Source organism: Brucella pseudogrignonensis (genome assembly GCF_031454375.1).
In the GTDB taxonomy this organism is placed as follows: Bacteria; Pseudomonadota; Alphaproteobacteria; order Rhizobiales; family Rhizobiaceae; genus Brucella; species Brucella pseudogrignonensis_A.
Genome location: NZ_JAVDQT010000014.1, coordinates 1 through 16306, shown reverse-complemented (window position 1 = coordinate 16306; position 16306 = coordinate 1). Strand labels below are relative to the sequence as shown.

Sequence of the window (16306 nt, the reverse complement as noted above, 5' to 3'; positions counted from 1 at the left end):
ATATGATCGAATTGCCTGATCAACACTACAAATTACATGCCTTTCAGAATGACTGTCAAAAAAAATACGGACGGCGTGAACCGTCCGTATTTTATATGCATTGGCGCCCTTAGAGCCTATTAGAACTTGCCAATAAAGTTTACGAACATTCCCCGATCATCCATGCTGAGATCTCTTAGATCATCCGAGAAGCGACCGAAATTATAGCCTGCACCCACTTTGAAGTTCTCGCCGACGTGACGGTAGATCGCAGCAAGAGCACCCAGGTCTGTTGTCTTGGCCTCACTCATATGCATCACACGACCTTCAAGCAACAGATCCCATTTTTTGACGACATGCAGATCTGCACGAATAATGCCCAAATGCGCTGATGAACGCTGCCACTCTTTGTCGAATTGATAGTCGTTTTCGGCTGGCCGGTATTTCACTTCACCGATACGGAAACCATATTTACCACCGACAGATAACCACGGCACAAGATCATAGGTGAAGTCCGCCGAGAGGATGTGGCTCAGTTGTGCAGGTGCATAACGATAATTAGAAACACCGCTGCCAAGCTGACCATTGCCCGGCATATCATACAGATAGCTATAATTGAACAAAGCGTTCAGACGGTCATTTTCCACCGGACGATAAGCATAACCAAACGATGCTTCGACATAATCTGTATTCTGGAATGACGTTACATTCGATTCTGCATCAGAAAGAACCGCATCCACACTGACCAGGGCCCGCCAATCCGGATTGGTTTTCCATGAATAGGCGCCAGCCAGCAGATAGGTGTTCTGATCTCGGGTATGATCATCGGACCGCTCGACGCGCACCTCACCACGCAAGCGAGCAGTAATGCCACGCTCTTCATCCTTATAACCAATGCTCAGCGATGGCGCATAACGATCAAAATCAGAATACTCAACTCCCGCTGAATTGGTGGTGTTGTCACGCACGCGGCCGCCTTCAAAGCCACCGTCAATGGTCCAGATATTATCCTGTATATATACAACACCGTAGGTGGGGGTCAGTGCACGACGGACACCAAACAGATCATAATTATTTTCCGAATAGGTTGAAAGCGTATCATTGATGCGACGTTTCATACCACCAACAATAGCACCCTTATCACGCCCGATCAGATCATAACTGCGGTTGAGATCAAAAGCGCGATCGGGATCAAGACGATAACCGATATAATAATGATCATCCACATTCGGATCATAGGTCAGCGCGGCCAGACCGCCCCAACCATGGGTACCGTATGATACTTCAGCATGCGTGCCAATTGTATCCGTGAGCTTCAATTCAGTGCCAACCCCAATACGGTCGTTGCGATTGATATCGCCAGACCGACCAGCCGTCACCTGCCCGAACACATGATAAAGATGATCATCGTCCCTGGGCCAGGATACCATCACAAAAGAGCGGAATTGGCCTGCTTCCTCTTGGTGCCGTCAGGGCATAGGTTTTGCTCGATCTTCCTCCCTTTTGGGAACCTGCTGCCAATTAACTCCCAATCCATTGAGGGCGGCTACTGACCATAATTTGTACTCAAATTTTGGATAGCTTGTGATTGACCAGAATTTGTATATAATCCTTGGACATAGGAGTGAATTGTGCCTGATCCGACGTCAGATACACTTGAGCAAGTTTACGCGCGGATTGCCGCCGGAGCCCCTTCAGGCGTATGGTCTCGTGGCGACTTCCTTGATCTGGCCAGCCCGTACGCAATTGAGAAGGCGCTACAGCGACTGACTAATCGAGGTGATATACGCAGGCCGCATCGCGGCCTTTATGACAAACCCTCGATCAGCAAGCTCACAGGAAAGCTGGTTCCCCCACCCCGTGCCTCCTTCGTAGATGCGATTGCCCGCCGGGACAAACTTCGAGTCCTCGTTGATGGAATGACTGCAGCCAACGACCTTGGCCTAACGACAGCTGCTCCTGCACGATCGACCATACACGCGGACACATACCCTCGAATGATTGAGATTGATGCGACCACAGGGGGTACCCAAGAAGGTACCCCAGTTATCTACAGGCTCGACTTCAAGAGAGCTTCGGCAAAAGCCGCGTTCTGGGCCGGCCGGCCAGCAATGCGCATCGTTCAAACGTTGGCTTGGTTGCGCGACGATCGCAGCAGCCTTGAACCTGCGATAAATGGAATTATCCAGAAACTAAGAAATAGCCAAAGCCGGCAAGCGATCTCGGATGATCTCCGCTCGAACCTCGCTGCTATACCGGCATGGATGTATCCCGCTGCGCAAGAGATCGCTGACGCTTTGGCGCCGAACGGTAACCGTAACGGACAAGAAAAGACCACAGATGCAGACCACATTCATCGAAGTTCTTCGATCGAGCCCTGATGAACGGCGTGCGCTCTATGCGGCGGCAGCGGCCGGCCTCCAGACACGTGCAGAGAATGTCGAAAAAGATCTTTATGTCTGCTGGATACTGGATTTCTTATTCAATCAGCGAGAAGGCGACCCGGCCAACCTCTACTTAAGAGACCATTTTAAAACCATCGCCGCCATGCGGTCTTATGTGCAAGTGCCATGGTCTAACCTCAATTTGTGCGGTCGATCTTTCCGCGCTTTTCCCGCAAGTGTTTGCCGAAGCGCGTAAGAAGAATTTTCATGAATGGGCCGCTGAAATTGCCGCGCGGGGTCTGGTTCGGATCGAAATAGTAAGACCGTTCCAACACATCATAATTATATTCACTGACTGTAATCCAACCGGGTTTATAATCAGCAAGTCCTGCACGGCGAAGCTCAAGCGCCGGAATTTCGATTGCATCCTGATCGCCTTGGGGCGGTTTTGACGAAATAGGCAGGATGATCAAATGTGTTATGCCCTGCGCTTCACCCTTTATGACCATGGAGAGACAAGCCGTACGGGACTTTTCGGCATTAACTTGTCCTTCCTTTGCGTGTCTGCTCCAAAGATATTCATAATTGACGATCTGACCGGCTTTAAACTTATCGCTCATGCCGATTCGTCCGGTGTGCTTGCCAGATAATCGTCAATTTCGCTCAAGAGCATTTCAGCCATATCGGGCGGCGTCTCGCTCGTCGTGTAAACCTTGCGGGGATCTCCTGCGTTTTTGGTCATGCGGTTATAAAATTCGGCCGGCACGACAACCACGGATGCCCTGCCGTGACGTGTCAAGGTTATAGGTTCTCGCATGGCTTCGTCATGGTATCGTCCGAAGTGGCGAACAAATTCAGCAGTTGAGACTTTTTTTTCGCTCATGGGTTTGAGCCTCGCAAATAAAAATAACAGAATTTCTGTAAATTACAGAATTTCGACAAAAAGTCAAGTTTTTCTGTTCAGTAAGACTCGTTATGATCTTTTGAAATGATGAGGCCCGATGTTCTTTTCTGGTTTTTGCCCTGCCTCTTCCAGCATGGAAATAATAGCCCCATGTTTTAATCCGACAATTTCGCAACCTTTGTCGCGGGCTTCCTCGACAAGCGATCCAGCGTGGGAAATTCCTCAAGAAATGTTCCAAGCCAGATTTCGGGTTCTTCAAAATCGTCATCCTCGGCAATAAAGCATTGCAGGAAGAACGTGCGCAATCGCTTAGACTAATTCTTGGTTCCAGAAATGACGTCATCAACATTCTCAGCAAACATACTAATCTCAGCAAGTGTCCTCAATTGCAATTTGGGACCATCGTATGCCTCGAAGAGATCATGATGCCCTTTGAAACTGGATGAAGAGGTACGGTGGCGATATTCACTTACCCACTAGATAAGGGTTCTGTTGCAAACTTTTCATGTCTGATGATCCGTGCAAGGGATTGTGTCTTTTGCAGATGGAAGCGAGGCATTGATCATGGTCGATTTCAAGGGGATGCATTTTCCTAAAAGTGTCATCCTGTATGCCATGTTCTTTTACGTTTGTTACCCAGTTTCCTATCGTGATCTTCAGGAAATAATGGCTGAACGCGGCATAGAGATTGACCATACAACATTGAACCGCTGGGTTGTTAAATACTCGCCGCAGATTGCGGCTCAGACACTCAGACGCAAATGCCCAACACTTGGCTCGTGGCGTGTGATGAGACCTATATAAAGGTTAAAGGGAAATGGACATACCTGTATCGAGCTGTTGATCGAGATGGCCAAACCTTGGATTTCATGCTCTCTGAGCGCAGAAACCTCGGCGCTGCACGACGTTTCTTTAGAAAAACCATCTTAAGCAATGGTATTCCGAACAAGGTTGTCGTTGATAACAGCGGAGCCAATTTGGCCGGCGCACAGGCTATAAACAGTATCCTCAAAATCACGGATACGGGCAAGCTGATTGAAATCCTACAGGTCAAATACCTCAACAACATTCTTGAACAGGATCATCGTTTCATCAAGCGGATCACCAAACACATGTTAGGCTTCAAAGCGTTTCATTCAGCCTCAGCTACAATCGCTGGCATCGACGTCGCTCATATGATCCGCAAGAAGCAATTCGCCGACGACAATTGTTCGCCATTCGAAGTCTTTGCGAAGCTCGCTGCATAACTGTGTCCAAAGATAAGGCCGCTTATAAACACTCAAAAATTTGCAAAAGAACCAGAACACACCATAAAGGATGGCACTTTTAGGAAAATGAGCCCCTTTGAAATCAATCGCCATTCCTCTTTACCTCACGGCATCATCCGTAGTGACCAGCGCTTAACGCAACAAATCTAAAAATTTTGCGACAAAGCCATTGCTCGCTCCATCCCTCCCTCCTCCAGTCGTAAGCTCGCAAAGCTTTCTTCATTTTCTTCAGATCGGGCCGCTGACGCGTTTCGGCTCATATCTGCCGACGACGCTCCATCATAACATCAAAACCACGCCTGATGGACGATTATTAAAACTTATAACCGCGCTTGCATCTAGTGCTTTTCTGATACGACTTGAATGTACAAAGCCGCACACGATGTATGATTATATCCATGTCAAAATTGCAGGTGCCAAGTGGGCGTCGGGCTCGTTTCAGCACACCCGCATACGGTTCGGCGCTATCAATTCCGAAGAGCTGAAAGTGATTTCTCAGTTAGAGTATTTAGTTCTCATGTGTGATTGATGATTTAAGATATTCATAACCAGACACCTGGCATCAACATAGGATGGCAGCTCGTTACCGCGATACGTTTTGGTTCATCCCTGCAGCTTCATGAGTCGAAAGATGACCATACAAATAATTCGTCTATTCAATCCGGCAGTCGCTGTCAGCGCCGATCTGTTGCATCAACGAAGCGACCGCAGTCTCCAATTGCGGGTCTTTATGAATACCGGAAGCGTTTGGATTAAAAGGCACCACAATATCGGGTGTGATAACTTCGTTTTCGTATTTTCGCCCATCAACATGGCGGTAAGGCATGATGGGAAAATTATATTGCAGCCCTGGAAGCACTTTACTATTAACGGCAATCACGGATGTGCCAGTATTAAGCAGCACGTCACCTATAAGTTTACCTATCTTTTGATCTTGATAAGCCTGCGGGAAGATCGATCCATCCGAATAACTGAAACTGTCAACCAGCACAGCGCTCGGCCACAACCAGACATTATCTGGTCCCAAATCCCAGGCGCGACCATCGACACCATAACTGAAGGCTGGCTTGCCACTTAAAAACGTAATCAATTCGCGGGAAAGATTGCCACCATTATTTGAACGCACATCAATGAGCGCAGCTTTCGCAAGTCCCCGCTGTGACGTCAAATTTCCAATCAATGACAGGTAGTTATCATTATCCATGGAATACAGCGGTTGATAGACAACGCACTGTCGCGATAGTTCACTTACCATCGCACTGCGCTTATCACTCAGATTTTTACTGGCCAATATCAGCTCATCAAACCAACCTATTGGCGTCACTTCAATGAAACGCTCTTTATCTGTTGTGCCATCTGCAAGACCAATAACGACTTGTCTTCCCGCATTTATGTCCAGCAAACGTGCAATTCCACCCGCTTCCGGGATCGCCTGCCCGTTGATAGAGGTTATAATATCACCAGCACCAACATGAAGGTTCTGCTGATCCATTGGACCACCAGGCAAGATCGCAGCAATCTTTCGCCCTGCTCCGGTATATGCATCATCCAGATAAATGCCCAATGCATCATTCTGGGTGCCCATGCCAATCAGTGCAGAATTAGGTTGGGTGACCCCAGTGAACAGATGAGAGGCGGATAGTTCTCCAAACATGGATGCAATCAATCGCTCAAGATCGCGGTGACCGGCAATGGAAGGCAAATAGGCACGATATTTATCGCCTATTTTCTTCCAATCACGATTTTCGTGTGTAGCATCATAGTAACGATCATTCACATCTGCCCAGGCTTGTTCAAAGGTTGCAACAAGGGCCGCGTCTTCATCGCGAGTGAAAAGTATGTCGAGCGGAATTTCGAGCCGCAGCGCTGGATCGTTAATGGAGGAGCGAATGATCTGATTGGCTGTTTTCACATCAACGGCCTGTAGAGCAGCATTATACCGGATGAATTGCACTTGCTCCTGATCGGGAACTGGAATTTGAGCCACTTCTTCCAACTCACCGTTATCGAGACTAATCAATCTGACGGAAAGCTGTTGATCGTCCGTAAAAATGGCAAGCAGGTTTTTCCCGTCCGGCGACGTCGTCAACACTTCTGGGCCAGGTAAATTGCTCGTCAGCCGGCCCTCAAGCATATTGCTGCGCTGACGATCAGCTACGTAGCGCGGGATCTCCACTTCTGGCAGCTGATCTGTCTGATCATCGGAGTTGTTTTGATCCTTGAGAGCACCGAAATAATCTTGTCGCGCCTGCGTTGACAAAAATACGCGGTACAAATCCAGATTAGAACCGTGATGATGGTTATTGGCGGTACGGTCCGTATAAAGGGTCGTATAGCCGATTAACTGTGTTCCATCAGCACTCCAGAAACCACCATAGAAATTGGGCACTTTTACCGATAGCGGCTGCATTGGCCCACTTCCATCAGCAGGTGCAATCGCGACGCGGTTCAGCACAGAACCGTCAATGCTGCGCCATTGCACCAATAAGTCTTTTGAAGTCGGTGACCAGCTAAAATCACCGCGTTTATCGAAATAATCTGAGTTATAATCTGCTGGACGGTAAAGCGTGGCAACATCGCCTGACGCCAAATCCAGAACCTTAACCTCCCGGCGATCCGACCAAAAAGCCAGCTTGCTACCATCTGGTGAAAACTTGGGGTCGAGCGCATTGCTATTATCAGAAACAATAAGAGGAACTTCCTGATGAGACAGACCGAGTTTGCCGCTCTGCTGATCTTCCGACAGATCAATGCCGTAGATGCCCCATTTGTTATTGCGCATTGCAGCATAGACCAAAATCCGCCCATCTGGAGAGAACGCAATGTCCCGCTCCTCTCCAGGCGTATTCGTTAGCTGTCGATAGTTTCCTTTGAGGTCAATCAGAAAGACATCTGTGTTGGCAATCACTGCAAAATGTTTGCCATCCGGGGAGGACTGGAAATCCTGGCTGGTTGACGCTTTATAATTGGGGAGACGGTGCATCCCCTGTTCCAGAGTGTTGATCTCAATTTCTTCCGGCTTTTCAGCACCTGATGCGAGTGTTTGCACCTGACCATTCAATAAAAACGCTATTGTACCGTCATCGGCGACAGACAAATCGCGGACTGGTGTGTCTTCGAAATGCGTCAGCTGGGTTTCAGCACCAGTTTTCCAATCAAGCTTCCAGACATTTAGCCAACCCGACGCTTCAGACAGGTAGTAAAGCCACTGACCATCGGCACTCCAATGCGGGTCAAACCTGTCCGTTCCGTCTACATCGAAGATACGATTATATTTGTCGGTAGCAGGCTCATAAAACCAGAGTTGACGCGCGTTGGCTGCCACACGGTGCTGGCGTTCCTGCGGGTCGTTTGAAGGATCATAACTATAAACGAGCTTCGTCCGATCCGGGCTCCAACGGGCCTGACGGGCCAAATTAGGAAGAACAAGCCGTTCCCGGCCGCTTTGGGTATCGACAGCATAAAGCTGCGGCTTCCAGCTTTGCGCCGCCTGGACGCTGCGTTTTGCATCCCCTAACCTGACAGCTGTGAAAAGCACACTCTTGCCATCAGGTGAAAAGCTGGTCGGAACCTCTTTTGCCGACGAGTAAGTCATGCGTTGCAGTTTTCCCGAGAAGTCAGCAACATAAACGTCATCATCGCCATTCACATCAGAGGCAAAGGCTAGTCGTTTGGAATCCGGAGCCCATACAACACTATGACTATATGCATCAGCAGGTGAAACCGGAAAAGCCAGTCCGCCATCATTGTCCGTCAAAAAAATCTGACCGCGATGTGTAAACGCGATCAGTTTTCCGTCTGGTGAAAGGGCCGGGTTTTGAATCCAGCGTGCTGGCTCGCCAGTAAAATCAGCTTTTCCCTGACCTGTAGCAAGGCCCATCAGCGAGAGCGACAGTGTAACAATTCCCAGCCAGCACTTCATCGCCACATGCACTCCGTCAGAACTTCATTCTTAGATTAGCATTGACGCCATTTTGCGTGAGGCCGGAGCCGAATTGTCCCTGATAAGAGACATTCAACAAGGCGGATTTGCTCAGTTCAAAATCGAAGCCACCCGAGACCAACGCGGTATCTTTCCCAATGCTGGTTCCTCCAATGACAAAGCCATCCGATCCGGCAAAGCTTGCAAATGAGTTTGATCTGTCATCACCAAAGGCATGGCGCCATCCAAGATCTGCCCGTGCTTTGACGGGAATGACCTCCTCATTCAAAGTCGCTGTCGCGCGGAAGCCGAGCGTCGAAAGCGTGGTGTTCATCGAGTTTTCATCGACGTTCAGCCCTGCTCCCTGAGTGCTGGTTTCTGAGAAAGCATCTGTTTTCAGTCGAACATAAGCAAGGTTTGCGTATGGCTCGAAGCTCGCCTTTTCAGTGAATGGAAGCTTATAGCCCAATTCCCCAAACACCTGGAAACTGCCAGCATCATAGCTTGATGACAGACGGTCATCGAAGCCAGCAAATGCAATTGCGCGCTTCATCTCAATGTTGTGCCATGTATAGGACAGGCCCGAGCGGAATGCGACAACGCCCTGTGCCACAAGCATCTCCGTACCTGCATAAGTGCCGATTGTGTAATCATCACTTGTGCCCGAAGACATACGCTCATTGAGACGGAAATTTGTCTGGCTGTAGCTGGCCAGCACACCGAGACGCCAGTTATCAAAAACCTGCGCATCTATGCCGGAGACGAAACCGCCAATGCTGGATTTCGAGCGTGCTACATTGCCATCACCAGACAGGTTCGTCCAACCGCCAAAGCCGTGCCCCCAAATGGTTGGCAAACGCCCATTCTCTGAAGACTGGTTACCTTCAGCAGATGCCGACGCGAAAGCCTGCGACAGATTGTTGTACACTGCCGAGCGCGTATAGGCACTGTTGTTGATGAATGTCGACTGGATCGATGCATAAGCTTCGCCAGAGAGTTGATCATAAGCCTGACGTGCATCCTGCTGTGTCAAAAACAGAATATGATCATAGAGGGTGCCACCGCTCCCCTGACTTTCCAGCGCTACAGCCGTCGAAAACTGGTTTTGGCTGTTTGCGATATCCGCAAATGCAACATCTGAGCGGCTTGTATCGAGAAAGACATTGTTGGCATCATAATCGAGCGCGAAATTGATAAAGCGCGCATCCTGAACATAGGAACCAGCGATCTCGCCATAAGTGCCGTTCACGCCACCCGTTGCACTGAGCAAAACAGAACGCGATGAGGCCTGTGCGCCAGAAGAAAATCCTTTGTGCACCAGTTCGAGCGAACTGCCATCCTGAAGATCAGCGGCTCCATCGACAACAATCTGATCAACGCCAGCATCTGGCCCATTTCCTGCAATGAGATCCGCCAGATAGGTTGATCCCGCTTGCTGCGTGAATGTTCCATTGACGGTGAGCGTGCCAATCGCATCTTCTGGATTGAATGCACTGCCCGGCGCAACGTTACCACCGTCAAACAAGGTCAATTCGCCAACAGCACCAAGTCCGGCAATCGTGCCTGCTTCAGACACATCTGTGGGTGAAGTGATGCTGCCATTCACCTCAAGAACGCCACCAACGATGCTGGTTCCACCCTGATAGCTATTGTTGCCATCAAGAACGAGAATACCTTCGCCACGCTTGGTCAGATCGCCAATGCCCGAAATCGAGTTTGACCAGATCGAAGAATAGCCTCGCGTATCGACATCAAAAACGCCGGTATAGCGAAATGCCATTGGACCATCGACAGCAGCACCGAGATTCAAAAGCCCCTGCCCGAACTTCGCTTCGTCTTCAAAACCTTCTTTGGTCGCTGTTGTGAGGATTGTTTCAATCGTCTGACGCGCGTTCAGATAAGGAAATGCTGATCGCACCACAGCTGCAGCGCCTGCAACATGCGGCGATGCCATCGAGGTGCCATGCAAATATTTATATTCCTGATTGTCATTCGTCGGGTCACCTGCGGGCCAGGTCGAGTAGATGCCTTTTGGGTCGCCTCGTTTCGTCATCGCGCCACCAGGAGCGGCCAGACACCATTCTGCCGCCTCGCCACATTCATTGCTGTAGGGCGCCATTTTCCCGTCTGGCCCAACGGAAACAACAGTAATAAGCGAGCCTTTCAGATCAGAGAAATCCATGTCGTCGAAGTCGGGATCATCCGGGTCAAGAAAGGTATAAGTGGATGGATCGTTTAAATCCAGATCAGGGTTATCGGTATCGATAAACCTGATTTTTCCGCTACGGATGAAATCCGGCGTGATGAGCGGAAACATACTTTCTCCGCTTGGCATGGACGTAGCATAGCCCGGCTGGTCCTGCCGTTCATTACCAGCAGCAAAGACCAGCACGACGTCCTTTTCCGCCGCATATTTCAGTGCTTCATAACTTTGATCAAGCAAATACGGGCTGGAATCAATAAGCTGATAGTCCAGAACCTGATAATTTGGATTTGGCTGCCCATCAATTTCTGGTAGCGGGTAGACCAAAGGCCCATAGCTGCCATTCAAAACCTTGGCACCATGGTCAGCAGCGTAAATGATCGCCTGATTGGCTGGTGCAACATAATCATCACGCCCGCCGACCCCAATCGCACGAAGTGGCATAAGAATTGATTCATAGGCTACACCCTGCATACCAAACCCATTACGTCCCGCACCGATAATTCCCGCAACGTGATCACCGTGCGCCTCGAATGAACCATTTGGATTGATTATAGGAAACACATCATCCAGGGCCTGATAGGAGCCAAAATTGTAGAGCAGAGGTGAAACGCGTCCTGCAAATTCGGGATGGCTCACATCCAGCCCTGAATCGACAACCGCAACGACCACACCCTTGCCTGTGAAGCCTTTCTGATAGGCTGACAGGGCGTTGATCATATCAAGCCCCCAATTGGCATAATATTCGGCATCAGCAAGATTTTCGGAGGCTTGCGGCACAGTCTGCGCAAAAGCAAAGTTCGGCGTCATAAGCGCCGTTGATAGCAGCAGAAATTTCAATCCACTTTTAAAAGAAAACATGCCCGCCCCATAAAACTCGACAAACCAAATGCACCCCTAAAGAGGGCCCCAAAATATAATATTACTAAATAGGAATAAGTAATCCCTGAAATTGGTGATTACGGTATCAATGATTGATGGAATACATACCAGCCATGACGACCCTGGAAAATTCATCGCGTCCTTACGTCATCCGATGCAAGCGATCAGATCCTCAGTCCCCGGCCCTAACCCCGTTCTTGATTATCCGGAAGAAATCTTGAAGTTGTCCGCGGACAACCTGGTTACTTCAGACCAGATAGAAAGCATGAAACAAAGAGGAGCGGACCTTGATCTCGCCTTCCCCTTGCATCATCGTGGTATAGTTAATCATTTGTAAAATGTTTACGAATCGGGCTTACTATCAACTGCGCAGTTATTGCAAAACGCCAATCATTTGCGAAGTTGAAAGCCGAGAATGTTAACAAGTCATCACCCGCTTAGCGAACAAGAACATCTTCCAACGATGTTGTCCGCGGATTCACTTGAACTGTCACGCCAACTTCAATTGCATCAGCAAAAGATTTTCCCGCCGACATCGCAAAAAACCATTCGCCAGTTCACCCCAGCAGAAGCTGCCAGCTTCATTGGGATAGGTGAGGGATATCTCCGGCAGGTTGCCGCCGACGGGTTTGGACCTGAGCCGCAGGCCAATGGTCGCCGCATGTATACGCCAGACGACATGGATCGCATCCGTGCCAGTCTCGATGAAAAAAATGGCGCGCCAAAATATGCGCCAGGTCGCCGTGCGGGTGAAAAACTACAAGTCATTGCTGTCATGAACTTCAAGGGTGGTTCTGCGAAAACGACGACATCCGCCCACCTCTCCCAATTCCTTGCCCTGCGCGGATATCGCGTGCTGGCGATTGATCTTGATCCTCAGGCATCGTTGTCCGCTCTCTTTGGCCACCAGCCCGAGCTGGACGTCGGGGAGGGTGATACGCTGTATGGCGCAATTCGCTATGAAGACCCACGCCCGATCACGGAAATCGTTCGTGCGACCTACACACCGAACTTGCATGTCATTCCTGGCAATCTTGAGTTGATGGAGTTCGAACACGAAACACCAAGGGCGATCACAGCGGGTCGCGCTGAAACTATGTTCTTTGCCCGGATCGGCGAGGTGATCGCTGATGTCGAGAGCCTGTACGACATCGTCATCATTGATTGTCCACCACAGCTTGGCTTTCTGACCATGTCTGCGCTCTGCGCTGCAACCGGTGTTCTGATCACAGTGCATCCGCAGATGCTTGACGTTATGTCGATGAGCCAGTTCCTTGCAATGACCAGTGAGTTGATGTCCGTGGTTGAACGGGCTGGGGGCAGAACCAGCTATGACTGGATGCGCTATCTGGTGACCCGCTACGAACCCAATGACGGACCACAAAGCCAGATGACGGGCTTCATGCGGGCGATATTCGGCAACCGCATGCTACAGAACCCGATGTTGAAATCCACCGCAATCTCCGATGCGGGGGTCACCAAGCAGACACTGTATGAAGTGGAGCGGTCTCAATTCATTCGCGGCACTTACGACCGTGCGATGGATTCTCTGAATGCTGTGAACAGCGAAGTTGAAGAGCTGCTGAGATCCACCTGGGGAAGGAAATAAGCCATGGCGAGAAAAAACCTTATAGAAGTCTCCCGGGAGAATGACGAGGCTACCAACCACGGATCAAGTACTGAGCTCACCCATTCCCGCCCTCTGGCAGGATTTGTTCCCGCAGCGCGGACAACACCAGTTGGTGGAATTTCGAAGTCGCTGGGGAACATCACACACAAAGTCGAACGCGTCGATGCACTTGAGAAGCAGCTCGCCGAGGGACAGATTGTTGTCGAGCTCGATCCGTCGCTCATTGAGAACTCGTTCGTATCTGACAGACTGAATATCGACCCGGAGCAACTTTTTGAACTGGTTGCGCAGATCCGTGAGAACGGCCAGCTCGTCCCAATTTTGGTGCGCCCGCATCCCGAGAAGGCTCAGCGCTTTCAGGTTGCCTTCGGTCACAGACGACTGGCGGCAGCGCGTGAACTTGGCATCAAAGTTCGGGCAGTTGTTCGATCACTGACTGACGAACAGCTCGTGGTTAATCAGGGACAAGAGAATAACGCACGCGCCAATTTATCCTACATCGAACGTGCAATCTTTGCAGCACGCCTGGAAGATCGTGGTTTCAGCCGCGAGGTGGCGATGGCGGCACTGGGCATTGATAAAGCAGCAATCTCAAAAATGCTTTCAGTGGTCCGGGCGACAGGTCATGAACTGATCGAAAAAATTGGCTCAGCTCCTGAAGTCGGTCGGCGGCGCTGGCTGGAACTCTCAGAAAAACTCGATAGCAACCAGGTCGATACACTTTTGGCTGAGTTGTCCGCGGACAACCTGGCGCATTCAAGCAGTGAGGATAGATTCCAGTTTGTTACAGACTTCCTCAAGCGCAACAATCCAGTCTTTAAGTCCACCCCTCAGCCAGCCAACAAACAGCTGCCAAAATCCTGGAACTCTACCGATAACGCGGTTCAGTTTACGATGAGCAAAAAAGCCCGAAGGATTGCTATTGAGCTATCCAACACAAATGCTGCGGCTTTTGGTGAGTGGATATCGAACCATCTTGATCGTCTGTACGAAGAGTACCAGACATCGGAAGAAACAGAAACTGGAGATTAACCCGCAAAAGAAAAAGCCCCCACAAACGTCAGTCTGCGAAGGCCATTTCGTTTTTCTGTAGCAAGATACGAATCGCATTTCTCGGAATCAGTGTCAAGAGTCATTGGCGTCAATTTGGCGGGTAAATTTCTTTTGCCTTTAGAAAGGTAGAAGAAAATGCAAGTTCTGGAGACTTTAACGGCTGCGGTTCGCAGTCGAATGGTTTCGCGCGCGCCGTCTCAGCCGACCAGCGCGGGGATTAAGAAATGGGAATTGTATAAGAACCTGTGCGTTGCCAAATCTGTGTATGGGCTTAATGATCGTTGTCTGACAGTGCTAAACTCCCTGCTGTCATTTCTGGCTGATGAGGTGATAACCACAAAATCCAAACTCGTGGTTTTCCCTTCCAATAAGCAGATTGCCATCCGTGCGCATATGATGCCTGAATCCACGCTCAGACGGCATCTGACGTCGCTGATCGAGGCTGGCATCATCACACGCAAAGACAGCCCAAACGGCAAGCGGTACGCACATAAGAACGGAGCGGGGGAAGTCGCACTTGCTTTCGGCTTTGACTTCACGCCCTTCTTTGCAAGAGCCTCGGAAATCAAGCAAGCCTCAGATCGCATTCAGGATGACATGCGTGCGGTGAAGCGGTTACGCGATGAGGTGTCTGTCTTACGCAGGGCATTAGCCGAAACCTTTGATGAGAAGCGTGAACTGGATACCAACGGTCTATTTACGCAATTTCGGAACGTTGTTGATAGCATTCCACGGCGGGCATCGCTTGCTGAATTGACCACAATAAAGATGTCTCTGGAAGCACTGACATCTGAATTGGCTATCACACTGAAAAATAATGATAATGTAGAAAATGTAAGCGCCAATGATGCTCAATATGAGCGGCATCACAGAGAGTCACTTTCAGAATCCCTTTTAAAAGAAAAAATTGAATTTTCAGATTTGAAAGAGACTGCATCAAACACTTCGGATCAAAAGCCAGCTATTTCAAAAGCAGAAGCGATATCATTAGATTTGGTTCTCAGAGTCTGTCCGGATATCAGTACTTATGCAACCTCTGGCATCAGGACCTGGCGGGATCTGGTGGATGCCAGCCGCGTTGTCTCGTCGTTTCTCGGGATTTCTCATACAGCTTATATCGATGCAATCCGCACCTTTGGCCTTGAAACAGCATCCGCTGCGATTGCCGCTATTCTGCAGAAGGCAGGTGAGATTGCCTCTCCCGGAGGATATTTGCGGTCTCTGGTGCAGAAGGCGAAGGGAGGTGGGTTCTCAGTTGCTGAGATGATGATCAGCGGGCTTAAAGCAATGAAAGTCGGATATCCATGAAGTCTGACTATTGGATAAAGTTGGTTGTAACAATGATAGTCTCTACAAGGTGAGTACGCAGACGAAAAACAGCTCGGAATGATGCGGAGTTCTCAACTGAAAACTTGCCGCGTCGCCCGCAACTTAATTCAGGCGGATGACAGGGCATGAATGATGCTGTTTCCGGTCTTTCGCACGAAGCCGGTGCGTTGAGGAAAAAAGCTTTCTGGCGGCAATGCAATTGTCGATCTTGATAAAGAAACCATTGAAGCGTTTTTTGTATCTGGACGACTTCAAGACTACACATCAACCAACCTTAACGCGTTATTTGAAGGTCTTCGAGAAAATGGCCAAACTGTTCCTATAGTGATGCGTCCGCATTCAGACAAAGCACTCCGCTTTCAGTTGAAGTACGGGAGCGGCGCATTGCAGTTGTTAATCAACGGGGATTAACGGTATTCATAAGGCAGTCGTTCTTCAATCCAGTTTTATATTCACGTTTTTCGTTTGCATGAGAGCATTGGGCCATATTCGAGAACATAGAGACCGAAGGCTAGCATCCATAGCAGTGCTGAGCCTGCGAGGAATGTATGGAAGAAGTTCGGCATCATTTCTGCAAATGGGCGAGTAAGTGCCGCAAGAATAATACAGAGATAGGCAATTTGTGTTGTTGGAGTTGCCGTTAATGGTCTGCCTGTATGCCCGCGTGTGGCTCGCGTCATGACGGCTAACATCATGCAACCGATAACACCTACCGTCATGATGTGAAGTGCAGAAAATGGATTGAGATGGCC

The 16306-nt window shown here is 49.5% G+C and carries 11 protein-coding genes and 1 pseudogene; 6 read left to right on the top strand and 6 right to left on the bottom strand.

Annotated features, from left to right (window positions below):
• Positions 1–119 precede the first annotated feature (119 nt).
• Positions 120–1412: a hypothetical protein gene (locus J2782_RS21845; RefSeq protein ID WP_310016158.1), complete on the bottom strand. Its 1293-nt coding sequence runs from the start codon at positions 1410–1412 to the stop codon at positions 120–122.
• 198 nt (positions 1413–1610) lie between these two features.
• Here J2782_RS21845 and J2782_RS21840 point away from each other — a divergent pair, with 198 nt between their 5' ends.
• Positions 1611–2360 (top strand): DUF6088 family protein, encoded by a 750-nt coding sequence (locus J2782_RS21840; protein WP_310016157.1) that lies wholly within the window; start codon positions 1611–1613, stop codon positions 2358–2360.
• Positions 2320–2502 (top strand): annotated as a pseudogene (locus J2782_RS21835) (nucleotidyl transferase AbiEii/AbiGii toxin family protein); the annotation flags it as partial. The gene J2782_RS21840 and the pseudogene J2782_RS21835, both read left to right, overlap by 41 nt.
• A 58-nt stretch (positions 2503–2560) precedes the next feature.
• Here the strand turns inward: J2782_RS21835 and J2782_RS21830 are convergent.
• A complete protein-coding gene (locus J2782_RS21830; RefSeq protein ID WP_310016156.1) occupies positions 2561–2983 on the bottom strand; it encodes a hypothetical protein in 423 nt (140 codons plus the stop codon).
• Positions 2980–3246, bottom strand: a complete 267-nt coding sequence (locus J2782_RS21825; protein ID WP_310016155.1) for a type II toxin-antitoxin system prevent-host-death family antitoxin — start codon at positions 3244–3246, stop codon at positions 2980–2982. The genes J2782_RS21830 and J2782_RS21825 overlap by 4 nt, the downstream gene beginning before the upstream one ends.
• A 585-nt stretch (positions 3247–3831) precedes the next feature.
• On the opposite strand from J2782_RS21825, the gene J2782_RS21820 reads away from it, so the two are divergent.
• Positions 3832–4514, top strand: a protein-coding gene (locus J2782_RS21820; RefSeq protein ID WP_310016154.1) for an IS6 family transposase whose coding sequence is annotated in 2 segments (ribosomal slippage) — positions 3832–4054 and positions 4054–4514 — 684 coding nt in all. Because the reading frame shifts where the segments join, the coding sequence is not laid out codon by codon here.
• 673 nt (positions 4515–5187) lie between these two features.
• Here the strand turns inward: J2782_RS21820 and J2782_RS21815 are convergent.
• Positions 5188–8457: a S41 family peptidase gene (locus J2782_RS21815; RefSeq protein WP_310016153.1), complete on the bottom strand. Its 3270-nt coding sequence runs from the start codon at positions 8455–8457 to the stop codon at positions 5188–5190.
• Positions 8458–8473: 16 nt separating this feature from the next.
• Entirely contained in the window at positions 8474–11521 is a 3048-nt protein-coding gene (locus J2782_RS21810) for an autotransporter domain-containing protein (RefSeq protein WP_310016152.1), read from the bottom strand.
• A 436-nt stretch (positions 11522–11957) separates the two neighbouring features.
• Here J2782_RS21810 and repA point away from each other — a divergent pair, with 436 nt between their 5' ends.
• From repA to repC, 3 genes are all read left to right on the top strand, one after another.
• Positions 11958–13151 carry a plasmid partitioning protein RepA gene (gene repA, locus J2782_RS21805; RefSeq protein WP_310016151.1) on the top strand — a complete coding sequence of 398 codons (1194 nt, stop codon included), beginning with the start codon at positions 11958–11960 and terminating at the stop codon, positions 13149–13151.
• Between the two features lie 3 nt (positions 13152–13154).
• Positions 13155–14204 carry a plasmid partitioning protein RepB gene (gene repB, locus J2782_RS21800; protein ID WP_310016150.1) on the top strand — a complete coding sequence of 350 codons (1050 nt, stop codon included), beginning with the start codon at positions 13155–13157 and terminating at the stop codon, positions 14202–14204.
• 156 nt (positions 14205–14360) lie between these two features.
• Entirely contained in the window at positions 14361–15533 is a 1173-nt protein-coding gene (gene repC, locus J2782_RS21795; RefSeq protein ID WP_310016149.1) for a plasmid replication protein RepC, read from the top strand.
• A 473-nt stretch (positions 15534–16006) separates the two neighbouring features.
• Here repC and J2782_RS21790 read toward each other — a convergent pair.
• Positions 16007–16306, bottom strand: a 300-nt coding sequence (locus J2782_RS21790) for an NnrS family protein (protein ID WP_310016148.1), incomplete at its 5' end; no start/stop codon positions are given.